The organism is Romboutsia lituseburensis DSM 797, assembly GCF_900103615.1.
In the GTDB taxonomy this organism is placed as follows: Bacteria; Bacillota; Clostridia; order Peptostreptococcales; family Peptostreptococcaceae; genus Romboutsia_F; species Romboutsia_F lituseburensis.
Genome location: NZ_FNGW01000017.1, coordinates 1 through 23,661, shown reverse-complemented (window position 1 = coordinate 23,661; position 23,661 = coordinate 1). Strand labels below are relative to the sequence as shown.

Below are 23,661 nucleotides of genomic sequence, written 5' to 3'. Positions count from 1 at the left end.
CCGAACACAGAAGTTAAGCTCTTTAGCGCTGATGGTACTTGGGGGGCGACCCCCTGGGAGAGTAAGACGTAGCCACGTAATCTTTTTTTATTTTATAAAAAACATAAAAATTGCAAGTAAAAAGAGCTGTATCTAAAAGATATTAGCTCTTTTTATTTTGGAAAAATAGTCATCATATTATTATATAATTCATAGAATATTAAGTGGAAAAATTTATATAAAAGAATTTTAAAATATTAAGATAGATTATAAAAAATATTTTTTATATAAAAAAATATTTAATTACCTAAAAAACACCTTAATTTAAATGAGGTGATTTTTGAATATATGTATTCTTTTTAATTTGTTTTTACAAATTTATCTTATTTATTAAGAAACTTAACTAAATGTATTTGAAATTAAAGTAAATTAGTCTATAATCTTTAATATTAAAAGAATTAAGGGGGAAGATTGAGATTATGCTTAAAAAATTTAACAAAGTATTAGTTGCAAATAGAGGAGAAATTGCTATAAGAATATTTAGAGCATGCTCTGAGTTAGGTATAAAGAGTGTTGGTATATATAGTAAAGAAGATAAATATGGATTATTTAGAACAAAAGCAGATGAATCTTATTTGATAGGAGAAGATAAGGGTCCTATAGATGCTTACCTAGATATAGATAGTATAATTGATTTAGCTAAACAAAAAAATGTAGATGCTATACATCCAGGATATGGATTTTTATCTGAAAATCCAGAATTCGCTCGTAAATGTGAGGAAAATGGAATAGCATTTATAGGTCCATCAGCCGATATAATGAATATGATGGGAGATAAAATAAATTCTAAACAAATCGCAAAAGAAGTTGGGGTATCAACTATACCTGGTATAGATAAATCTATAAAAACAGCTGAGGAAGCTCAACAAATAGCTAAAGAAATAGGATATCCTATAATGATTAAAGCCTCTAATGGTGGTGGCGGAAGAGGTATGAGAATCGTATATAACGAATCAGATTTAAAAATTGAATTTGAAACTGCACGTAGTGAATCTAAGAAAGCATTTGGGGAAGATATTATATTTATAGAAAAATATATATCAAATCCTAAGCACATAGAAGTACAAATTTTAGGAGATAAAGAAGGAAATATCGTACATTTACATGAAAGAGATTGTTCTGTTCAAAGAAGACATCAAAAAATAATTGAGTATGCGCCAGCTTTTTCTCTAGAGGAGAAGTTAAGAGAAAGCATATGTAATGATGCAATAAAATTAGCAAAACATGTTGGATACGTGAATGCTGGAACGTTAGAATTTCTTGTTGATGAAAATGGAGAATACTATTTTATAGAAATGAATCCTAGAATTCAAGTTGAGCATACTGTAACAGAAATGGTAACAGGTGTAGATATAGTTCAAAGTCAAATTTTAATAGCTCAAGGATATAGATTGGATAGTGAAGAGATAAACATTAAATCTCAAGATGATATAGAAATAAGAGGTTATTCAATACAGTGTAGAATAACAACTGAAGATCCAAAAAATAAATTTATGCCAGATACAGGCAAAATACAAGTATATAGAACCGGATCTGGATTTGGTATAAGACTAGATGGAGGCAATGGTTTCACAGGGGCTAATATAAGTCCTTATTATGATAGCTTATTAGTTAAAACTATATCTTGGGATAGAACATTTAAGGGTGCTATAAACAAGACTATAAGGTCTATTAAAGAGTTTAGAGTAAGAGGTGTTAAAACAAACATAGGATTTTTAGTAAATGTTTTAAATAATCCTATATTTGTAGATGGAAAATGTAGCACTAAATTTATTGATGAAAATCCAAACTTATTTGAAATAAGAGAAAGTAAAGATAGAGGAACGAAGTTACTTCAATTTATAGGTAATGTAGTAGTAAATGAAAATAAATGTGATGAAAAACCAACATTTGATCCTTTATATAAACCTAAGTTAGATAAAGTTACAACAAATATAGAAGGAAGTAGAGACTTATTCAATAAACTAGGAAAAGAGAAATATATAGAAAGTATAAGAAATGAAAAAAAATTACTTTTAACAGATACAACTATGAGAGATGCACATCAATCACTACTTGCTACTAGATTAAGAACTTATGATTTATTAAAAGTGGCAGAGCCTACTAATGAATATATGAAAGATTTATTTTCACTTGAAATGTGGGGCGGTGCAACTTATGATGTTGCTTATAGATTTTTAAATGAATCTCCTTGGCTTAGACTTCAAAAACTAAGAGAGTCTATACCAAATATTATGTTCCAAATGTTATTTAGAGCATCTAATGGTGTCGGATATAAAAACTATCCAGACAATGTTATAGAGGAATTTATAAAAGAATCTGCTCAAAAAGGAATAGATGTATTTAGAATATTTGATTCATTAAACTGGGTTGAAAATATGAAACCATCTATATCAGCTGCACTAGATACTGGAAAAATAGTAGAATCTACTATGTGTTATACAGGTGACATTCTAGATCCAAGTAAATCTAAGTATAACTTAGAGTATTATATAAAAATGGCACAAGAATTAGAAAGTCTAGGTTCAGATATAATATGTATAAAAGATATGGCTGGATTACTAAAACCATATGCAGCATATACATTAATTAAAGAGCTTAAGAAAAATGTTAAGGCTCCAATACATCTGCATACACATGATACAAGTGGAAATGGTATAGCTACGTGTTTAATGGCATCAGAGGCAGGTGTAGATATAGTAGATGGTGCATTAGAAACAATGGCAGGACTTACAAGCCAACCTTCTTTAAATGCTATTATAGAAGCACTTAGAAATACAGATAGAGATACGAATATAGATTTATACGGATATGAAGAGGTAGGAAGTTATTATAGAGACTTGAGAAAAGTTTATTCTAAATTTGAAAGTGGACTTTGTAATCCTTCTGCTGAAATATATAAATATGAGATACCTGGAGGTCAATATACAAACTTAAAACCACAAGCTGAAAGCTTAGGTTTAGGAAATAAATTTGATCAAGTAAAGGAAATGTATAAAGAAGCAAATGATATACTTGGAGATATTATAAAAGTTACACCATCTTCTAAAGTTGTAGGAGATTTAGCTATATTTATGACTAAAAATAAACTTACTAAAGAAAATATAATAGAAGAAGGTGAAAAGCTATCTTTCCCTGATTCAGTATTAGATTATTGTAAGGGGATGATAGGTCAACCAGAAGGTGGAATACCAAAAGAAATCCAAAGAGTTGTATTAAAAGGAGAAACACCTATAAATGTAAGACCTGGAACTCTTATCCCACAAGAAGATTTTGATGCTGTTAAAAAATATTTAGATGATAAATTTAATATGGACACGAATATAAGGAATATATTAAGTTATACACTATATCCAAAAGTGTATGAAGATTATTTAAAACATCTTCAAGCATATAATGATATTTCTAAACTTGAAAGTCATGTGTACTTCTATGGACTAAACAAAGGTGAAGAATGTGAAGTAGAGATAGAAGAAGGTAAAGTATTAACTATAAAATTAATTGATATAGGTGACGTAAAAGAAAATGGAAATAGAACTATAGTATTTGAATTGAATGGAATGATAAGAGAAATAGAAATAAAGGATAATAATTATTCAGGAAACATAAAAGATATTGTGAAAGCAGATATGAATGATCCATTACAAATAGGAGCAAGTATACCTGGAAAAGTAGTTAAAATATTAGTTAATGAAGATGATGAAGTTAAACAAAATCAACCATTAATAATAATAGAAGCTATGAAAATGGAAACTATAATTGTTGCTAAAACTGATGGTATAATTAAGTCTATAAAAGTTAGCCAAGATGAATTAGTCGGGGATAAGCAACTATTAATTAGAATGAAAAAATAAAAAATATAAAGCCCATAAGTTTAAAGACTTATGGGCTTTATATTTAAAAAGTTTTAAAAAGTTTTAAATAGAAATATTTTATGAATAATATATTGAATATATGGAAATATTTCAGTTACAACTTAATATATTTAAAGTTTAATAATCACATTAGATATTATATTTTTATTGTATGTTTCCCGAGAAACATTATAGTGAGTTAATACGTAAGGATTTAATTAAATATAAAAATAAAATAATATAGAAATAATAAATGGAATTATATAACAAAAATTGAATATATATTTATAAATATAAAATATTTATTAAACAAATTCTATATTAAAAATTCTGTATTTAATGAATTATAAAGAGAGGAATAAGCCATTAAATGGAGAATAATTAATTGTACCAAATATTATTTAAATTAATTATTTATTTCCCAAGAAATAATTAGTAATACATTCACGAGAAGCTTATATATCAGGTTTTAAATATTATATAACCTCAAATACTTATGAAAAGCTAATCGCGGGAATTGCATATCAGTAAAATCACATCACCACCTGCAATTACAAAAGAAAAGTTTACAGTCTTATTAGAAGTATTGATCACAGGATTAACTTAAGTAAGTCAATGTAACATTAAATTTTGTATAAATTTTAAAAGGTAGGTGCTTATATGAAGGTCTATGAGAGTAATATGTTAAGAAACATAGCAATACTAGGTCACAGTGGGTGTGGAAAAACAAATCTAATTGATGCAATAGCTTATACATCAAATCTGACAAATAAGATACCTAAAATAAATGACAAAGTTAATATGACATATAGTATGGGGTTGACTCCGGTAGAGTATAACGGATATAAATATAATTTATTAGATACTCCAGGATACTTTGATTTTAGTGGAGATGTTATATCATCTCTTAAGGCAAGTGATGCAGCTATAATAGTAATAGACGCCACAACTGATATTCAAGTTGGTACAGAAAAATCTTTAGAATTGACTAATAATATTCCTAAAATAATGTTTATTAATAAAATAGACAATGAAAAAGCTAGATATAAAGACACTTTAGCGATGTTGAGGGAAACTTATGGAAATAAAGTAGTTCCTATGATTATACCAATATATAAAAATAAACAATTTATCAAATTACATAATGTATTTGAAAATATGGATGATCTAGAAGGTGAATTTAAAGATGAAGCTATAAGTGTAAAAGAAGCTTTAATGGAACTTATAGCAGAAACCGATGATGAGATACTAGATAAATATTTCAATGGTGAGGAATTAACAGCAGAAGAAATTCAAAAAGGTATAACTATAGGTATGCAACAGGGAGATATAATACCTGTAATATGTGGATCAACAATAAATAATATAGGTACTGGTGAGATATTAGAAACAGTATCTAAGTATTTGCAACCTAGATATAATGATTCAAAAAACAAATTTAAAGGGCAAATATTCAAAACTATGGTTGACCCATTTATAGGAAAAATGTCATATTTAAAAGTTACGCAAGGAAAGATTAGCAAGGACACAGAAGTATTTAATATAAATAAATCTGTAAAAGATAAAATATACAACTTATACACAATGAGAAATAATGAACTTTTAGAGGTAGAGAGTGCTGAATGTGGTGATATAGTTATTTTAACTAAAACAAGTTCTCTTCAGACTGGAGATACTATATCTTTAGACAAAGATGGAGATGCATTAGAAGATTTAGGATTACCTAAACCACAAATATACTATGCAGTAGTACCTAAGAATAAAGGTGATGAAGATAAGGTTGCAGTAGCTTTAAATAAGATAGCAGAAGAAGATCCTACAATAGTATGGTATAGAAATTCAGAAACAAAGCAAGCTCTTGTAGGAGGGCAAGGGGAACTACACATAAATACTGCTAAGAATAAAATGAGAGAAAAATTTGGCGTAGATGTAGAACTAGAAGACTTAAAGGTTGCGTATAGAGAGACTATAAAAGGTTGTGCAGATGTTCAAGGTAAACATAAAAAACAATCTGGCGGTAGAGGTCAATACGGTGACGTTAAAATAAAATTTGAAAAAAGTAAAAATGAATTTGAATTTGCAGAAGCATTGTTTGGAGGATCTGTACCTAGACAATATGTACCAGCGGTAGAAAAAGGTTTGAAAGATTCTATGACAAAAGGTATATTAGCTGGTTTTCCAGTTATAAATATAAAAGCGACTTTATATGATGGATCATATCATGATGTTGATTCTTCAGAAATGGCATTTAAGTTAGCTGCTAATCTAGCATTTAAAAAAGGAATGGAAGAAGCTCAACCAGTTTTATTAGAGCCTATTATGAAATTGAAAATAACAGTTCCTGAAAATTATATGGGAGATGTTATGGGGGACATAAATAAAAGAAGAGGTAAAATACTTGGAATGGAGCCTTATGAAAATGGAAAACAAGTTATATACGCTTATGCCCCACAAGCAGAAACATTCAAATATGCTATAGATTTAAGAGCAATGACACAAGGAAGAGGATATTTTGAAATGGAATTAGAATCATACGAGGAAGTTCCGAATCAAATTGCCCAAAAAATAATAGAAGATGTAAATAATAAATAATAGAAATTAATTTAAATATAAAGGCTCTGGATATTTTAAATCTAGAGCCTTATTTATTATAAAGTTTTTGTTGAATGAAAGTTATAAATGAAAGTGTAACTTTAGATAAAAAAATGCATATACATTATATATTAACTAAACATTTTAAAATCTAGAATAACCTAAAATTATTATAAACAGTTTCGAGGAAAGAAGGGAGGAGAATGAATGTATTTTAATAGATTCACTCAAAGAGCTAAAAGAGCAATAGATTTAAGTTTAGAATCAGCACAGAATTTAGGCCATAAGGTTGTAGGAAGCGAACATATATTATTAGGACTTATAAAGGAGCAAGAAGGGATAGCTGCTAAGGTTTTATTAAAACTAGGCATGACTGAGAAAATAATAGAGAAAAGAATAATAGATATAGAAGGTAAGGTTGACTCCAAAGAGGAAGATATTACATTAAGTCCTAGAAGTAAACAAATATTAGAACTTTCAGGAATGTTTGCTAATAAATTAAAAAGTAATTATATAGGTACAGAGCATATTTTGCTAGCTATAGTTCAAGAAGGTGAAGGAATAGGTATTAAAATATTAAATGCTGAGGGTATTGATGAAAGAACAATAGTACAACTAATAATTGATATGATGGGATTAGATGAATACACAGCTAGTAGAGAAAGTGAAATTAAAAGCTCAAGTTCAAGTTCAACTAAACAAAAAGAAGGTTCCACTAAATTATTAGATAAGTATGGAAGAAACCTTACACAGCAAGCCTCTCAAGATAAAATAGACCCGGTTATAGGTAGAGAAAAGGAAATAGAAAGGATAATACAAATCCTAAGTAGGAGAACTAAAAATAACCCAGTTTTAATAGGTGATCCAGGTGTAGGAAAAACATCTGTAGCAGAGGGCTTAGCAATTGATATTTCAAAAGGAAATGTACCTGAAAACTTAAGAGATAAAATATTATATACTTTAGACATGGGTGCAATGTTAGCTGGAGCAAAATATAGAGGTGAGTTTGAAGAGAGAATAAAACAAGTAGTAGAAGAAGTAATAAAACATGGTAATATAATTTTATTTATAGATGAACTACACACTATTATAGGTGCAGGGGCGACAGGAGAATCTACTATTGATGCTTCTAATATATTAAAACCTGTACTTGCAAGAGGAGAAATTCAAGTTGTAGGAGCTACGACTATAGATGAATATAGAAAACATGTAGAGAAAGACCCAGCTTTAGAGAGAAGATTCCAGCCTGTTATGATAAATGAGCCTACTAAAGACGATACAATAAAAATTTTAAAAGGATTAAGACAAAAATATGAAGAACATCATAGAGTTAGAATAGCAGATGAAGCAATAGAAGCAGCGGTAAATTTATCAGTTAGATATATAACAGATAGATTTTTACCTGATAAAGCAATAGATTTAATAGATGAAGCAGCATCGAGGGTAAGATTAAGAAAGTCAGCTCCTCAAATAGAGATAAAAGGATTAGAGGAAGAAATCAAAAGTATAACAAAGAAAAAAGAGGAAGCTGTAAAATTTCAAGATTTTGAAAAGGCAGCTAAAATAAGAGATGAACAAGACCACTTAAAGAAACAGCTAGAGGAAGTAAAACAACAATGGAATGAAATGTCTAAGTATACTGATGAGGTAAATGCAGAGGTTATAGCCGAAGTAGTTGAATTGTGGACGGGAATTCCTGTTAATAAAATAGTAGAAGAAGAATCTGAAAGACTGTTAAACCTAGAAGAAATACTACATCATAGGGTAATAGGTCAAGACCAAGCTGTAAAAGCTATCTCTAGCGCTATCAGAAGGTCAAGAGCAGGTCTTAAAGACCCTAATAGACCTATAGGTTCATTTTTATTCCTAGGACCAACAGGAGTAGGAAAAACTGAATTATCTAAAGCTTTAGCTGAAGTACAATTTGGAGATGAAAATCAAATAATTAGAATTGATATGTCTGAGTATATGGAAAAACATGCGGTATCAAGACTTATAGGGTCACCTCCTGGATATGTTGGTCATGAAGAAGGAGGGCAGTTAACAGAAAAGGTTAGAAGAAACCCTTACTCTGTTGTATTATTTGATGAAATAGAAAAAGCTCATCCAGATGTATTTAATATATTATTGCAGATACTAGATGATGGAAGGTTGACTGATTCTAAGGGTAGAACAGTAGATTTTAAGAATACAATAGTAATAATGACATCTAACGTCGGTGCAACTAAGATAAATAAAGAAAAAGTTTTAGGATTTTCTACAAGCAAAGATAATGAGTCAAAGATGAAAGATAGCTATGAAAAAATGAAAGAAAATATAATGGCAGAACTTAAAAAGAGATTTAGACCAGAATTTTTAAATAGAATAGATGATATAATAGTATTCCACTCTTTAGTAGAATCTCATATAGCTGAGATAGTAAAATTAATGACTAAAGACTTAATTCAGAGATTGAAATCAATGGAAATAGATTTTAAAATGAGCGAAGATGCAATAAAATTAATATCTGAATCAGGTTTTGATTTAGAATATGGAGCGAGACCTCTGAAAAGGGCAATCCAAAAAGAGCTAGAAGATCAATTATCAGAAGCTATATTAAGAGGAGATGTTAAAAAAGGAAGTACAGTCATAGCAGAAACTGTAGATAATAAGATAGTATTTAAATGTAAATAGTAGTAATATATAGGAGGGGGGATTATTCTCCCCTCATTTTAGTGTAAAAATATATTTTTTATTTAAAAATATATTATAAAAAATATTTTAAATTAAATTTTATCAATTTACATAATATATGTTAGATGTGTTAGAATTAAAGAGGACTAAACAAATTAAAGGTGATTTAAATATGGCGAAAATAAAAACAAAATACGTATGTCAAGAATGTGGTTATGAAACATCAAAGTGGCTTGGAAAATGCCCTGAATGTGCGAAATGGAATACTTTTGTAGAAGAAATAGAGCAAAAAGGCTTAAAAAAAGATGTATTTATTATAGATAAATCTTCTTCAAAACCTGTGAGTATAAATTCTATACAAACTAGAGAAGAAGAACGCTTTTCAACATGTATAAATGAGCTAGATAGAGTACTTGGAGGAGGCGTAGTAAAGGGGTCCTTAGTTCTTGTAGGTGGGGATCCTGGGATAGGAAAATCAACATTATTAATACAAGTATCTAGTAATGTTGCAAATTCAGGAAAAAGGGTACTTTATATATCGGGAGAAGAATCTGAATCACAAATAAAAATGAGGGCTCAAAGATTAGGAATTAATTCCGATAATTTATATATATTTGCAGAAAATAATTTAAGTATTATAGAATCTCAATTAGAAAGCATAGATCCACAATTAATAATATTAGATTCTATTCAAACTGTATATAGTCCTGAAATATCATCAGCACCAGGTACTGTAAGCCAAATTAAAGAAGGAACTTCGAAATTTATGAAAATTTCGAAAAAAATGGGTATATCAACCTTTGTAGTTGGACATGTAACAAAAGAAGGTTCTTTAGCTGGACCTAAGCTTCTAGAGCATATGGTTGATACAGTGCTATATTTTGAAGGAGAGAGATATAATACTTATAGATTAGTTAGAGCTGTAAAAAATAGATTTGGATCAACTAATGAATTAGGAGTATTTGAAATGAGGGATTTAGGATTAGTAGAGCTTGAGAATCCATCAAAAATACTAATATCAGAAAAGCCAAAAGATGTAGCAGGATCAGTAATTATATCGACAGTAGAAGGAACTAGACCGATGCTTCTAGAATTACAAGCTTTAGTATCTCCTACAAGTTTTGGTATTCCAAAGAGAACTGCAACAGGTGTAGATTACAATAGAGTATCAATGCTATTAGCGGTACTTGAAAAACGAGTTGGGCTTCAGATACAAAACCAAGATGTATATTTAAATATAGTAGGAGGAATAAAAATTAATGAACCTTCTATAGATTTAGGTATAATCATAGCCGTGGCTTCAAGTTTCAGAAATATAAATGTGGATGAAAAGATAGCAGTTACAGGTGAAGTTGGTTTAACTGGAGAAGTTAGGGCTGTAAGTTATATAGAAAAAAGGATAGCAGAGTGCAAAAAATTAGGTTTCACAAAAATGATAATACCGAGAAGCAATTATGAAGTAGTAAAAGATGTAAAAGGAATAGAAATATGGCCAGTTGATAACTTAAGACAAGCTATAAATATAGTACTAGGGGGTAATAAATAATAATGGAAGATATCCTAAATAACAAAAATGTTTTACATGCATTAAAGATGATATCTCCTGGAAGTCCATTAAGGCAAGGGTTAGAAAATGTACTAAAGGCTAAAACTGGTGGACTAATAGTTATTGCAAATAGCGAAGAAATAATGAAGGTAGTTGATGGAGGATTTAGTATAGATGCAGAGTATTCACCATCATTTCTGTATGAATTGGCAAAAATGGATGGAGCAATAGTGATAAGTGGAGATGTTAAAAGAATCCTATTTGCAAATGCACAACTTATACCTGATTATTCTATACCTACTACAGAGACAGGCACAAGACATAGGACTGCTGAAAGAGTAGCAAAGCAAACAGGGGCTATTGTAATAGCTATTTCTCAAAGGAGAAATATAATAACTGTATATAGAGGAGATCAGAAGTATGTTTTAGAAGAAATATCTAAAATATTTACAAAAGCTAATCAAGCTCTACAAACATTAGAAAAATATAAATCTGTTTTAGATCAAGCAGTAATAAATTTAAATGCTTTAGAATTTAATGATTTAGTAACAATTTATGACGTTGCAATTGTACTTCAAAAAATGGAGTTAGTAATGAGAATTACAAATATAATTGAAAAGTATATAATAGAGCTAGGAAAAGAAGGTACATTAGTAAGTATGCAGTTAGAAGAATTAATGGGAACTACTAAAGTAGATCAGAGACTGATTTTTAAAGATTATAGTAGACAAGATATGGATATTCACGACTTTAAAAAGAAGATAAAAAACTTATCATCAGAAGAGCTAATAGATTTAGTTAATATGGCTAAATTATTAGGATACAGTGGATTTTCAGAAAATATGGATATGGCTATAAGACCTAGAGGATATAGGATACTTAACAAAATACATAGGTTGCCATCAACTATTATAGAAAATTTAGTTAATTATTTTGATAGCTTCCAAGAAATATTAGATGCAACAATTGAAGATTTAGATGATGTTGAAGGTATAGGTGAAATTAGAGCAACATATATTAGAAATGGACTTATAAAGATGAAACAATTGGTATTATTAGATAGACATATATAATATGTTTTACTACTTTGTTCTTGAATATTTTGGGTATTATGGATTATAATAAAAAAATATTAAGTATATAGCCAGGGGGTGAAGAATTGATTCAAAAAATAACAAGATTTGTAATTGGAATACTGGGATTTACACTTGGTGTAACTACATATTCTACATTAATGAAAGAATTTACAGTGCTTAAGTTTGGAGCAGATGCATATGGATTAATCGCATCTGTATCAGTAGGGATAGTAATAGGGCTTATATTCTATGCAATAGAGCCATGGGTTATAAATAAATGCAAAGATTTAGCAAAAATTATGGATAAAGAGATATCTAAATATCCTCAAACAGATATATTATTAGGATCGATAGGTCTTATAGTTGGTTTTGTTATAGCATACTTAGTAAGTGGGCTAATAAGTTCAGTACCAATAATAGGAGGATTTTTATCATTCCTAACATATGGTTTTATGGGTTATTTAGGTATTAGAGTAGCTCTTAAGAGTAAAGATGATTTATTCAATTTAAATAAATTAGGAAAGTTAGCAACTCTAAAAGACAAAGGAACTAAAAAAGAAATTAAAAGTATACCACCTAAAGTACTAGATACTAGTGTAATTATAGATGGTAGAATAGCAGATATATGCAAAACAGGTTTTATAGAGGGAAAACTTGTTATACCTGAGTTTGTATTAGATGAATTAAGACATATAGCGGATTCTTCAGATGATTTAAAGAGAGTTAGAGGAAGAAGAGGGCTAGATATATTAAACATCATAAAAGAAGAATTACAAATAGAAGTTGAAATAACTAAGGCTGATTTTAATGATATAGCTGAAGTTGATATGAAGCTTTTAAAATTAGCTAAAGTATTAAATGGTAAAGTAGTTACTAATGATTACAACCTTAACAAAGTAGCTCAAGTTCAAGGTGTTGAAGTTTTAAATATCAATGAGCTGGCTAATGCTGTTAAACCTGTTGCAATACCAGGGGAGGAAATGGTAGTGCAAGTAGTTAAAGAAGGTAAAGAGCATAGTCAAGGTATCGCATATTTAGATGATGGTACTATGATAGTAGTAGATGGAGGAAGAAAGCATATGGGTGAAACTATTAGAGTACTAGTTACATCTGTATTACAAACTCCAGCAGGTAGAATGATATTTGGAAAACCAAAAAATTAATAAAAAAAGCCTTCACAAATGTGAAGGCTTTTTTAGTATTATAAACTTAACATAGGTGAATATAAACCATATAAATATAAGGACAGTTAATGTAATAAGTATCTAAATTGATTAAAAATATATATACAATGATTTATTAATATGATTTAATTTGAATATAGAATAGTATACATTTAATACATAAGAGGTGAGTATATGAATGGAGTTGTAATAGTAGCTGCTGGTACAGGAAGCAGAATGAAAATGGGAATAAACAAACAATTTATAAAACTTGAAAATAAGGAAATAGTAGCTTATACGATAGAACAATTTAAAAATAATGAAAATATAGATGATATAGTAGTTGTAATTAAGGAAGAAGAAAAAGAATTTTTTGATAGAGAAATAGTAGAGAAATATAAATTTGATAAAATCAAAATTGCATTTGGTGGAAAAGAAAGACAGGACTCTGTTTACAATGGATTAAAATTACTAGATGAAAGATGTAGAGTAGTATTAATACATGATGGAGCAAGACCGTTTGTATCTAATGAGATAATAGCAAAGTCTATAGAAGAAGCTAAAGAATGTAAAGCTGTAGTTGTAGGTGTTCCAGTAAAGGATACTATAAAAGTAGTAGATAATGATAACAATATATCTCAAACACCAGACAGAAATACATTATGGGCTGTTCAGACACCACAAACATTTGATTATAAGATACTATTAAAATCATATGAAGATGCATTTAAAGAAAAATTCTATGGGACTGATGATGCTATGTTAGTTGAGCGTATAGGATATAAAGTTAAAATGATAGAAGGTTCATATAATAACATTAAGATAACAACACAAGAAGATTTAAATATAGGAACACAAATTTTAAAAATGCAAAATAGATAGGAGGATAAATATGAGAGTAGGATTAGGATATGATGTACATAAATTAGTAGAAGGTAGAAAATTAATAATAGGTGGAGTAAATGTTCCACATGAAACTGGGTTATTAGGACATTCAGATGCGGATGTTTTAGTACATGCAGTTATGGATTCTATATTGGGCGCTTTAGCATTAGGGGATATTGGTAAGCACTTCCCAGATACTGATGAAAGATATAAAGGTGCAGATAGTATAAAATTATTGGAATTTGTTTATAATTTAATAAGAGAAAAAGGATATGTAATAGGAAATATAGATTGTACAATAATAGCACAAAGTCCTAAGATGGCACCACATATACCAGATATGAGAGCTAATATTGCAAGAGCTTTAAATACTAATATTGAAAATATAAATGTCAAAGCTACGACAGAAGAAGGACTAGGATTTACAGGTACTAAACAAGGGATATCATCACAAAGTATTTGTTTATTAGTTAAAGTTGACAACTAATATTAAATAATATATTATTATGGAATAAGAATATAAATAGCGAAAATTAGTAAACTTATTTGTTTAAATGTATATATTAAAATAAATAAAACTTAAAGCTATGATGGAGAAATAGTAAAAGATTATATCTTTACAGAGAGGGAACGATAGGTGGAAGTTTCTAAGAAAAAGTCTTTGAACCAATCTTCTAGCATAAAGGCGTTAAAAAGCTTTTACGGTAAGGACCGTTATATCCTATAAAGAGAGCATTAAGCTAATTAGAGTGGTACCGCGGAAATTCAACCTTTCGTCTCTATACAATTTGTATAGAGACGAAAGGTTTTTTTAATTTAAAAAGTAATGAGCTTAAAGCAATTATAAATAAAAATTAGGAGGACAATTATTATGAAAATGTCAAAAATGTTAATGCCAACATTAAGAGAAGTTCCAGCTGATGCAGAAATAACAAGTCATCAGTTAATGCTAAGAGCAGGTATGATAAGAAAAATGGCATCAGGAGTATATAACCAACTGCCAATGGGAATAAGAGTTTTCAAAAAAATAGAAAATATAATAAGAGAAGAATTAGAGAAAAAAGGTTGCCAAGAAATATTATGTTCTGGATTAATACCAGCAGAATTATGGAAAGAGTCTGGTAGATGGGATGTAATGGGAGCTGAAATGATGAGATTAAAGGATAGAAATGAAAGAGATTTCTGTCTTGGGCCAACTCATGAGGAAGTATTCACAGATATAATAAGACAAGAAATAACTTCTTATAAGCAACTTCCATTAAACTTATATCAAATACAAGTTAAATATAGAGATGAAAGAAGACCAAGATTTGGAGTTATGAGAACTAAAACTTTCACTATGAAAGATGCATATAGTTTTGACGTGGATCAAGAAGGATTAGATAAATCATACCAAGATATGTTTGAAGCGTATACAAATATATTTGCAAGATGTGACCTAGATAATAGTCCAGTTCAAGCAGATACAGGAGCAATAGGTGGTTCAGTATCAGCTGAGTTTATGGTTAAATCAGAAGTTGGGGAAGATGAAATAGTATTCTGTAGCAATTGTGATTATGCAGCTAATATGGAAAAAGCAGTAGCTCAATCATCAGAGGCATCAACAGAAGAAATGAAAGAATTAAAAGAAGTACACACTCCGGGCGTACACACTATAGAAGAATTAGAAAACTTCTTTAAGTTATCAGCAGATAAGTTTGCAAAGACTTTAGTATATGTTGCTGACGGAAAAACTGTAGCTGTTGTAGTAAGAGGAGATAGAGAAGTTAATGAAGTTAAAGTAGGAAATGCTATAGGTGGAGTAGTAGAATTTGAACTTGCTAATGAAGCAACTGTGGAAGCTGTAACAAATGCAACAGTTGGATTTGCAGGACCTATTGAAATAAAGGCAGATTATGTATTAATAGACAATGAAGTTGCTAATGCTAGAAACTTAGTTGTTGGAGCTAATAAGAGTGAATACCATATAGAAAATGCTAACTATGGAAGAGATTTTGAAGGTACAGTTGGAGATTTCAGAAATGTTACTGAGTCTGATAAGTGTACTAAGTGTGGAAGTCACTTTGAAATAGCTAGAGGAGTAGAAGTTGGTCATATATTCAAATTAGGAACTAAGTACTCAGAATCTATGGGTGCAAACTTCGTAGATAAAGATGGTAAGTCTAAACCAATAGTAATGGGATGCTACGGAATAGGTGTAGAAAGAACAGCAGCAGCTGTTATAGAACAACATCATGATGAAAATGGTATAATATGGCCATTATCAATAGCTCCATATCATTTAGTAGTTGTACCTGTAAATATAAAGAAAGCAGAACAAATGGAAGCTGCTGAAAAATTATACGCACAGTTACAATCTATGGGTGTAGAAGTATTATTAGATGATAGAGATGAAAGAGCAGGGGTTAAATTCAAAGACAGTGAGTTAATCGGTATACCAATGAGAATAACTGTAGGTAAAGACATAACTGAAGGTAAAGTTGAATTTAAATTAAGAGATCAAGCAGATAAAGAGTTAATATCTTTAGATGAAATAGAAGCTAGAATTAAAGCTGAATTTGAAAAAAATAACGTAAAGTTAGGATAATATAAAATTTAAAATAGTATATATAATCCACTAACTTATTAACATTTTAAGTTTAAATGTGGATATGTATACTATTTTAATTATTTAAAAATTAAACTTATCCACATAAAAAAATAATAAATATATAAGCAAATCGATGTGTTTTTATATCAATTGGATAAAATAACATTACAATATATATATTATTTGATATTATAAATACGTATGATTAATATAGGAGGTAGCAATATGAGCGTAAGAGTAAGATTTGCTCCAAGTCCAACTGGATTTGTACATATAGGTAGTTTAAGAACAGCTTTATACAACTACTTATTTGCAAAAAAAATGGGTGGAGAGTACATATTAAGAGTTGAAGATACAGACCAAACTAGATTAGTAGAAGGTGCAATAGAAAACATGCTTACAGGTATGGCTTGGGGTGGAGTTAACCACACTGAAGGTGTTGTACTAGATGAAAATGGAAACATAACTCAAAAAGGAGAATATGGTCCATATATACAATCTGAAAGACTAGGAATATACAAAGAGTATATACAACAATTATTAGATAATGGACAAGCATACTACTGTTTCTGTACTAAAGAAAGATTAGATGAAGTAAGAGAAAAACAAAAAGAAGCTGGAGAAACTCCAAGATATGATGGTCACTGTAGAGACTTAACTCAAGAAGAAGTTGAAGCTAAAATAGCAGCTGGTGAGCCTCACGTTATAAGATTAAGATTACCAGAAAATCATGTTATAAAGTTTACTGACTTAGTTAGAGGAGAAACTGAATTTAACACTGATGATTTAGATGATCAAGTATTAATAAAAACTGATGGTTTCCCAACTTATCACTTTGCAGTTGTAGTTGACGACCACTTAATGAAAATAACACATGTTATAAGAGGAGAAGAATGGGTTTCTTCAACTCCAAAACACGTTTACTTATATGAAGCATTTGGATGGGAAGCTCCAACATTTGTACATTTACCAAATATACTTAACAGTGAAAAGAAAAAATTAAGTAAAAGACATGGGGATGTTGCAGTAGAAGATTTCAAGAAAAAAGGATACTTACCAGAAGGATTAATAAACTATGTTGCTTTAGTTGGATGGTCTCCAGAGGATAATCAAGAGATATTCACTATGGAAGAATTAGAAAAAGCATTCTCTGTAGAAAGAGTATCTAAGAGTGGTGGAGTATTTGACACTGAAAAGCTAAATTGGGTTAACCAACATTATATAAAGGATGCTGATGATGCTTACTTAACAGACTTAGCAATACCTTTCTTAGTAGAGGCTGGATTTGTAACAGAAGAAGAAGCTACAACTAAGTATGATTTCTTAAAGGGAATGGTATCTGTTCTTAAAGAAAAATTACAATATGTAAAAGAAATAACTGAACATGCTAATATATTCTTTGGAAATGAAGTTAAATTAGAAACTGAAGAATGTAGAGAATTCTTAAACTTAGAACATATACCAACATTAATAGATGCATTACAAACTAAGACAGAAAATGCTGAAGTAGTAGATGAAGCATTCGTTAAGGCTATGTTTAAAGAGATACAAAAAGAACATGGTATAAAAGGTAAAAACTTATTCATGGGTTCTAGAATAATATTAACAGGCCAAATGCATGGACCAGATTTACCAAAAACTATGGAAGTTTTAGGGAAAGAAAATTGCTTAGCTAGAATATCATATGTAAAAAATAATATTTTATAAAAAAAATCCACCAATTAGGTGGATTTTTTTATAAAAATATTAAGTAAAAAAACAACGTAATGAATCGAACTATCTCATTTAACTAAAATATTATTTTACCAAATATAAAAATAGAAGCATAAAAAATGTTAAATTTTAGCATTAAATAATGAATAAAATTTTTATGTAGTTTTTTGATGAAAACATTTGAATAGCTAGGTGGAGGAATTTGAGTTAATAAATGTAATATATTAAAACGTCATAAAATATTGTTTATAAAATTTTTTGTTAAATATATAGAGCGTTTTATTTTTTTATAGGGGGGTAATTATGTATAGTAGTATAGATAAAGTTAAAGAAGAATTGAAAGAACTTTGCAATGAATATATACATATACTAGAACAGTTAAAAGATGATGAAATAATAACTGAAGAGACTTACGATATTTGTAGTTCTAGTAAAGTTTCATTTTTAGAAGAATAATCCAATAATATTTTCAAAATATAAATTATTTAAAATTCTATAGGACATAATAGTAATACTATTAATTGTCAGGATTTTAAATTATAATAATACTATATAACATTTATGGGAAGATATAACAATCAGTGAGGTGATGAGTGTGAAACTATACAATACATTAACAAGAACGAAAGAAGAGTTTGTTCCAATAGAAGAAGGAAAGGTAAAAATGTATGTGTGTGGTCCTACGGTATATAACTATATACATATAGGAAACGCTAGACCATTTATAATATTTGATACTTTAAGAAGATATTTAGAATATAGAGGTTTTGATGTAACATACGTACAAAACTTTACAGATGTAGATGACAAGATAATTAAAAGAGGTCATGAGGAACAAATATCTCCAGAAGAAGTTGCTAGCAAATATATAAATGAGTATTTTGTAGATGCAGATGGACTAGGGATAAAGAGAGCGAATGTTCACCCTAGGGTAACAGATAATATAGAACAAATCATAGCATTTGTTAAGGAATTAGAGGATAAGGGATATGCATATGAAGTAAACGGAGATGTATATTTTGATACTAAAAAGTTTGAAGGATACGGAAAACTTTCTAAACAAAATCAAGATGATTTAGAAGCTGGAGCAAGAATAGAAGTTAATAGCCAAAAGAGACATCCTATGGATTTTGTTCTTTGGAAGTCTAAAAAAGAAGGAGAACCAGGTTGGGATAGTCCTTGGGGAGAAGGAAGACCAGGATGGCATATAGAATGTTCAGTAATGTCTAATAGATACTTAGGTGAAACTATAGACATACATGCAGGTGGTCAAGACTTAGCATTCCCACATCATGAAAATGAAATAGCACAAAGTGAAGCAAGAAGTGGTAAAGTATTCTCTAATTATTGGGTACACAATGGATATATTAATATAAATAATGAGAAGATGAGTAAATCGAAAGGTAATTTCTTTACAGTAAGAGATATATCTGAAAAATATGATTTAGAAATAGTTAGATTCTTTATGTTATCAGCTCATTATAGAAATCCAGTTAACTTTAGTGATGAAATGTTATCTCAAGCTAAAGCAGGACTTGAAAGACTATACAATGCTAAAGAAAAATTAGAATTTACATTAAGTAATCTATCAGAATCAGCAATGACATCACAAGAGCAATCATTAGTGGCAGAGTTAGATGGATACAGAGCTAAATTTATAAATGCTATGGAAGATGATTTAAATACTGCTGATGCAGTAAGTGTAATATTTGAATTATCTAAGTTTATAAACTCAAATGTTAATGAAAAATCATCATTAGAGTTTGCTAAAAAGTGCTTAGATGAATTTAATGAATTAACTAGTGTATTAAACATAGTTAATAAAACAAATGATGATATGGTAGATGAAGAGATAGAAAATTTAATACAACAAAGAGTTGATGCTAAGAAAAATAAAAACTTCCAACTAGCAGATGATATAAGACAACAACTATTAGATAAAGGTATAATCTTAGAAGATACAAGACAAGGTACTAAGTGGAAAAGAGCATAATTATGAAAAGAGAAGAATTAATTACGATATCTCCTTTAGTTTTAGCATATATAGGTGATACTGTATATGAAACTTATATAAGAGAATATTTAATAACGAAAAACATAAATAAAAAAGTGAATGATCTTCATAAATCTGCAGTTAAGTATGTAAAAGCAAAAGCTCAAGCAACAATAATGCATGAAATAGAAGAACAATTAACAGAAGAAGAATTAAGAATTTTTAAGAGAGGTAGAAATCAAAAGTCTCATACATCTCCTAAAAATGCAGATATAATAGATTATAAACATGCAACTGGATTTGAAGCTTTAATTGGTTATTTACATTTAGGTAAAGAAAAAGAACGATTAGAGTATATAATTCAAGAAGGTATTAAAATAATAGAAAAAAATATGTAATCAAAAGAAGCGTCTAATACAATAAAAATATGATATTAGACACTTCTTTTTTATTTAATAACTATTGAATGGAAATTAGAGTTAATAGTAATTTAAATAGTATTACAAAGTATATTTTAATTATTATTATTTGGAATTTTATAATTAAATAAACCTATTTTGTAGAGGAAAAATTTATATAATTTATATTCCAGATAAGGTATAATAGAATCTATAAATTATTAAAAGGGAGGCCGTTAGTGGATGAAAGTAAAAATATTATCTCATACACCAGAGCCAGAGAAAGTTATATCTATGGCTGCGAAACTATGTTATTCAGCTGTTGGAGTTGACGAAATAGAAAAAAATTTAACAGAAGAAAGTGTAAATAAGTTTTTGAATATGCTAGTAAGCATAGGGCATGAATCTCCATTAGAACATGTATCATTTACATTTGCAGTAGAAGGAATTTCTAGAGCATGTTCACATCAAATAGTTAGACATCGTATAGCAAGCTATTCACAACAAAGTCAAAGATATGTTAAGTTAGATCAATTTGAATATATAATTCCTCATGAAATAAATGAAATAGAAGAAGCAAGAGAACTATTCATAGATTCTATGAAAAAAGATCAAGAAGTATATGACAAATTAGTAGATATATTATTTGAAAAACATTATAATAATTTAATAAAAAATGGAAAAAATGAGAAAGAAGCTAAAAGACAAGCTGAAAAGAAAGCAATAGAAGATGCTAGATATGTATTCCCAAATGCATGTGAAACTAAAATGGTATTTACTATGAATATAAGAACTCTATATAATTTCTTAAATCATAGATGCTGTGAAAGAGCTCAATGGGAAATAAGAGACTTATCAATAGAAATGTTAAGACAATTAAGACAGATAGCTCCAATTTTATTTAAAAATATTGGGCCTAACTGTATTCAAGGACCTTGCCCAGAGGGTAATATGGCTTGCGGTAATATTATCCAGGTAAGAGAGAAATTTAAGAATTTGTAGGCGGTGGAAGAATTGGCAATAATAGAAGGTAGAAATCCTGTAATAGAAGCAATAAAAAACAATAGAGAAATAGACAAGATAATGGTAGCAAATTCTGCTAAAGAAGGATCTATAAAAAAAATAATAGGAATGGCTAAGGAAAAAAACTTAATAATTCAATATGTAGATAAAAATAAATTGGATGAAATAAGTACAAGCCATGCTCATCAAGGTGTAATAGCCCAAGTAAGTGAGTATAAATACTGGGAATTAGAAGATTTAATTCAAAGTGTAAAAGAAAAAGGTGAAGACCCATTCTTTATAATCCTAGATGAAATAACTGACCCTCATAATCTTGGGACTATAGTTAGAACAGCAGATGCAGTAGGAGCTCATGGTGTAATTATACCAAAGAGAAGATCTGTGCACATAACACCAGTTGTAGTAAAAGCATCAGCAGGAGCAATAGAATATGTACCAATTTGTAAAGTTACAAATATAGTTAATACTATCAAAAAGTTAAAAGAGGAAGGTTTATGGATAGCTGCGGCAGATATGGATGGAGAAGTATTCTATGAACAAAATCTTACAGGAGCATTAGGCTTAGTAATAGGAAGTGAAGGATTTGGTATATCTAGATTAGTAAAAGAAAACTGTGACTTCACTGTTAAGATGCCTATGATAGGTAATGTAACTTCATTAAATGCATCAGTAGCAGGTGGTATTCTTCTTTACGAAATATTTAAGCAAAGATCAGGTGTAAAATAAATTAATGAGAAGAAATATAAAGAGCTATTTAATCGTTGATGGCTATAATATTATAAATGCCTGGGATGATTTGAAATATATAGCAATAAGTGATTTAGAGGGTGCTAGAGAGAAATTAATAGATCTGATTATAGAATACGCAGAGTTTACAGGAAGAAAAGCAATAATAGTATTTGATGCGTATAATATTAAAAATAGCAAAGAAACTGTTGAAAATAGAAAACATATACAAGTTGTTTATACAAAGGAACATCAAACAGCAGACAGCTATATAGAAAAATTTATAACTTCATTATCTAAATATGATGATGTCAAAGTTGCAACAAATGACTATGCAGAACAGCAAATAGTATTGGGTAAAGGGGCAGCTAGGATATCATCTAGAGAATTGAAGTTAGATCTAGAACATGCAAAGAAGAGTATGAAAGAAAAAAATAGCAGTAATCAGAAAAAGATACAACGTAACTGGTTAGAAGATAGATTAGACAAAGAAACATTGTCGAAACTTGAGAACATTCGTAGAATGCATTGAAACTGCTATATTCATTAGTCTATAATATAGCTATGAAAATGTTTCTATGGGGGGATAACATGTTAGTAGCTAAAGAAAAAGAATATGAGTTGATAGATAATTGTCAACAAGATGAATACAATATAGTATTAAAAGCAAGTAATGGGGATACAATAGCTTTAGAATATATTATTAAAAAATACAAAAACTTTGTTAAAGCTAAGGCAAAGTCATATTTTTTAATAGGAGCTGACAAGGAAGATATAATTCAAGAAGGTATGATAGGTCTTTATAAAGCAATAAGAGATTTTGATGGAAGCAAAACTAATTCATTTAAATGTTTTGCTGAGATATGCATAACTAGACAGATAATAACTGCAATTAAAACTGCAACAAGACAAAAACATATACCTTTAAACTCTTATGTGTCTTTAAATAAACCTATATATGATGAAGAATCTGATAGAACGCTCTTAGACATAATAGCAACAAGTATAGTGACAGATCCAGAAGAGCTTATAATTAGCAAAGAAGAGCTTAAACATATTGAATCTAAGATAAATGAACTGTTAAGTGACTTAGAACAAGAGGTATTAGGACTATACTTAAGTGGCAAGTCATATCAGTACATAGCGGACAGGCTTGAAAGAGATGTAAAATCAATAGATAATGCTCTTCAGAGGGTTAAGAGAAAATTAGAAAAACATCTTGAAAATAGGAATGATTAATAGTAAAATACTTACCATAAGCTTATTATAAGCATATTAATTTATATCATAAAACAGGAGGTATTTCAAAATGGCTAAAGCTAAATTTGAAAGAAATAAACCACACGTTAATATAGGAACAATAGGTCACGTTGACCACGGTAAAACTACA

Annotated in this window: 17 protein-coding genes, 1 rRNA gene and 1 other annotated feature; all 18 genes read left to right on the top strand. The window is 29.2% G+C overall.

The genetic code is table 11. From position 1 onward, the window contains the following. Nucleotides 1-78: ribosomal RNA gene (rrf, locus tag BLP75_RS17470) — 5S ribosomal RNA — on the top strand; the annotation flags it as partial. A 380-nt stretch (nucleotides 79-458) separates the two neighbouring features. Continuing rightward, complete coding sequence (locus tag BLP75_RS17465) at nucleotides 459-3,893, top strand: pyruvate carboxylase (protein WP_092727829.1); 3,435 nt, start codon at nucleotides 459-461, stop codon at nucleotides 3,891-3,893. Nucleotides 3,894-4,553: 660 nt separating this feature from the next. Continuing rightward, the gene (locus tag BLP75_RS17460; RefSeq protein ID WP_092727828.1) at nucleotides 4,554-6,485 is read left to right on the top strand and encodes an elongation factor G; all 1,932 of its coding nucleotides are present in this window, start codon (nucleotides 4,554-4,556) and stop codon (nucleotides 6,483-6,485) included. Between the two features lie 207 nt (nucleotides 6,486-6,692). Further along, nucleotides 6,693-9,158, top strand: a complete 2,466-nt coding sequence (locus tag BLP75_RS17455) for an ATP-dependent Clp protease ATP-binding subunit (protein WP_092727827.1) — start codon at nucleotides 6,693-6,695, stop codon at nucleotides 9,156-9,158. A gap of 172 nt (nucleotides 9,159-9,330) precedes the next feature. After that, nucleotides 9,331-10,704 (top strand): DNA repair protein RadA, encoded by a 1,374-nt coding sequence (radA, locus tag BLP75_RS17450; RefSeq protein ID WP_092727826.1) that lies wholly within the window; start codon nucleotides 9,331-9,333, stop codon nucleotides 10,702-10,704. 2 nt (nucleotides 10,705-10,706) lie between these two features. After that, on the top strand, nucleotides 10,707-11,777 hold the full coding sequence (gene disA, locus BLP75_RS17445; RefSeq protein WP_092727825.1) for a DNA integrity scanning diadenylate cyclase DisA: 1,071 nt from the start codon (nucleotides 10,707-10,709) through the stop codon (nucleotides 11,775-11,777). Between the two features lie 86 nt (nucleotides 11,778-11,863). Next, entirely contained in the window at nucleotides 11,864-12,943 is a 1,080-nt protein-coding gene (locus BLP75_RS17440; protein WP_092727824.1) for a PIN/TRAM domain-containing protein, read from the top strand. A gap of 195 nt (nucleotides 12,944-13,138) precedes the next feature. Then, on the top strand, nucleotides 13,139-13,825 hold the full coding sequence (gene ispD / locus BLP75_RS17435; RefSeq protein ID WP_092727823.1) for a 2-C-methyl-D-erythritol 4-phosphate cytidylyltransferase: 687 nt from the start codon (nucleotides 13,139-13,141) through the stop codon (nucleotides 13,823-13,825). A gap of 10 nt (nucleotides 13,826-13,835) precedes the next feature. Further along, complete coding sequence (ispF, locus tag BLP75_RS17430; RefSeq protein ID WP_092727822.1) at nucleotides 13,836-14,315, top strand: 2-C-methyl-D-erythritol 2,4-cyclodiphosphate synthase; 480 nt, start codon at nucleotides 13,836-13,838, stop codon at nucleotides 14,313-14,315. 91 nt (nucleotides 14,316-14,406) lie between these two features. After that, nucleotides 14,407-14,612 (top strand) — a binding site (T-box leader). An 87-nt stretch (nucleotides 14,613-14,699) separates the two neighbouring features. Beyond that, on the top strand, nucleotides 14,700-16,415 hold the full coding sequence (locus BLP75_RS17425; protein ID WP_092727821.1) for a proline--tRNA ligase: 1,716 nt from the start codon (nucleotides 14,700-14,702) through the stop codon (nucleotides 16,413-16,415). Between the two features lie 228 nt (nucleotides 16,416-16,643). Beyond that, on the top strand, nucleotides 16,644-18,125 hold the full coding sequence (gltX, locus tag BLP75_RS17420) for a glutamate--tRNA ligase (RefSeq protein WP_092727820.1): 1,482 nt from the start codon (nucleotides 16,644-16,646) through the stop codon (nucleotides 18,123-18,125). A gap of 309 nt (nucleotides 18,126-18,434) precedes the next feature. Next, nucleotides 18,435-18,587: a hypothetical protein gene (locus tag BLP75_RS18280; protein WP_092727819.1), complete on the top strand. Its 153-nt coding sequence runs from the start codon at nucleotides 18,435-18,437 to the stop codon at nucleotides 18,585-18,587. 139 nt (nucleotides 18,588-18,726) lie between these two features. Beyond that, complete coding sequence (cysS, locus tag BLP75_RS17410) at nucleotides 18,727-20,124, top strand: cysteine--tRNA ligase (protein ID WP_092727818.1); 1,398 nt, start codon at nucleotides 18,727-18,729, stop codon at nucleotides 20,122-20,124. Nucleotides 20,125-20,126: 2 nt separating this feature from the next. Next, nucleotides 20,127-20,522: a Mini-ribonuclease 3 gene (locus tag BLP75_RS17405; RefSeq protein WP_092727817.1), complete on the top strand. Its 396-nt coding sequence runs from the start codon at nucleotides 20,127-20,129 to the stop codon at nucleotides 20,520-20,522. 243 nt (nucleotides 20,523-20,765) lie between these two features. Continuing rightward, the gene (gene thyX, locus BLP75_RS17400; RefSeq protein ID WP_092727816.1) at nucleotides 20,766-21,524 is read left to right on the top strand and encodes an FAD-dependent thymidylate synthase; all 759 of its coding nucleotides are present in this window, start codon (nucleotides 20,766-20,768) and stop codon (nucleotides 21,522-21,524) included. Between the two features lie 12 nt (nucleotides 21,525-21,536). Continuing rightward, the gene (rlmB, locus tag BLP75_RS17395; RefSeq protein ID WP_170139207.1) at nucleotides 21,537-22,271 is read left to right on the top strand and encodes a 23S rRNA (guanosine(2251)-2'-O)-methyltransferase RlmB; all 735 of its coding nucleotides are present in this window, start codon (nucleotides 21,537-21,539) and stop codon (nucleotides 22,269-22,271) included. A gap of 4 nt (nucleotides 22,272-22,275) precedes the next feature. After that, on the top strand, nucleotides 22,276-22,803 hold the full coding sequence (locus BLP75_RS17390; RefSeq protein WP_092727814.1) for an NYN domain-containing protein: 528 nt from the start codon (nucleotides 22,276-22,278) through the stop codon (nucleotides 22,801-22,803). Nucleotides 22,804-22,862: 59 nt separating this feature from the next. Continuing rightward, nucleotides 22,863-23,510: an RNA polymerase sporulation sigma factor SigH gene (gene sigH / locus BLP75_RS17385; protein ID WP_092727813.1), complete on the top strand. Its 648-nt coding sequence runs from the start codon at nucleotides 22,863-22,865 to the stop codon at nucleotides 23,508-23,510. The last annotated feature ends 151 nt before the right edge of the window (nucleotides 23,511-23,661 follow it).

What these genes read in the sequence shown, in the direction of transcription:
- BLP75_RS17425 (WP_092727821.1), top strand. Translation starts at nt 14,700, where the DNA reads ATGAAAATGTCAAAAATGTTAATGCCAACATTAAGAGAAGTTCCAGCT.
- BLP75_RS17390 (WP_092727814.1), top strand. Translation starts at nt 22,276, where the DNA reads ATGAGAAGAAATATAAAGAGCTATTTAATCGTTGATGGCTATAATATT.
- thyX (WP_092727816.1), top strand. Translation starts at nt 20,766, where the DNA reads ATGAAAGTAAAAATATTATCTCATACACCAGAGCCAGAGAAAGTTATA.
- BLP75_RS17465 (WP_092727829.1), top strand. Translation starts at nt 459, where the DNA reads ATGCTTAAAAAATTTAACAAAGTATTAGTTGCAAATAGAGGAGAAATT.
- BLP75_RS17460 (WP_092727828.1), top strand. Translation starts at nt 4,554, where the DNA reads ATGAAGGTCTATGAGAGTAATATGTTAAGAAACATAGCAATACTAGGT.
- gltX (WP_092727820.1), top strand. Translation starts at nt 16,644, where the DNA reads ATGAGCGTAAGAGTAAGATTTGCTCCAAGTCCAACTGGATTTGTACAT.
- disA (WP_092727825.1), top strand. Translation starts at nt 10,707, where the DNA reads ATGGAAGATATCCTAAATAACAAAAATGTTTTACATGCATTAAAGATG.
- radA (WP_092727826.1), top strand. Translation starts at nt 9,331, where the DNA reads ATGGCGAAAATAAAAACAAAATACGTATGTCAAGAATGTGGTTATGAA.
- sigH (WP_092727813.1), top strand. Translation starts at nt 22,863, where the DNA reads ATGTTAGTAGCTAAAGAAAAAGAATATGAGTTGATAGATAATTGTCAA.
- BLP75_RS17405 (WP_092727817.1), top strand. Translation starts at nt 20,127, where the DNA reads ATGAAAAGAGAAGAATTAATTACGATATCTCCTTTAGTTTTAGCATAT.
- BLP75_RS18280 (WP_092727819.1), top strand. Translation starts at nt 18,435, where the DNA reads ATGTATAGTAGTATAGATAAAGTTAAAGAAGAATTGAAAGAACTTTGC.
- ispD (WP_092727823.1), top strand. Translation starts at nt 13,139, where the DNA reads ATGAATGGAGTTGTAATAGTAGCTGCTGGTACAGGAAGCAGAATGAAA.
- BLP75_RS17455 (WP_092727827.1), top strand. Translation starts at nt 6,693, where the DNA reads ATGTATTTTAATAGATTCACTCAAAGAGCTAAAAGAGCAATAGATTTA.
- ispF (WP_092727822.1), top strand. Translation starts at nt 13,836, where the DNA reads ATGAGAGTAGGATTAGGATATGATGTACATAAATTAGTAGAAGGTAGA.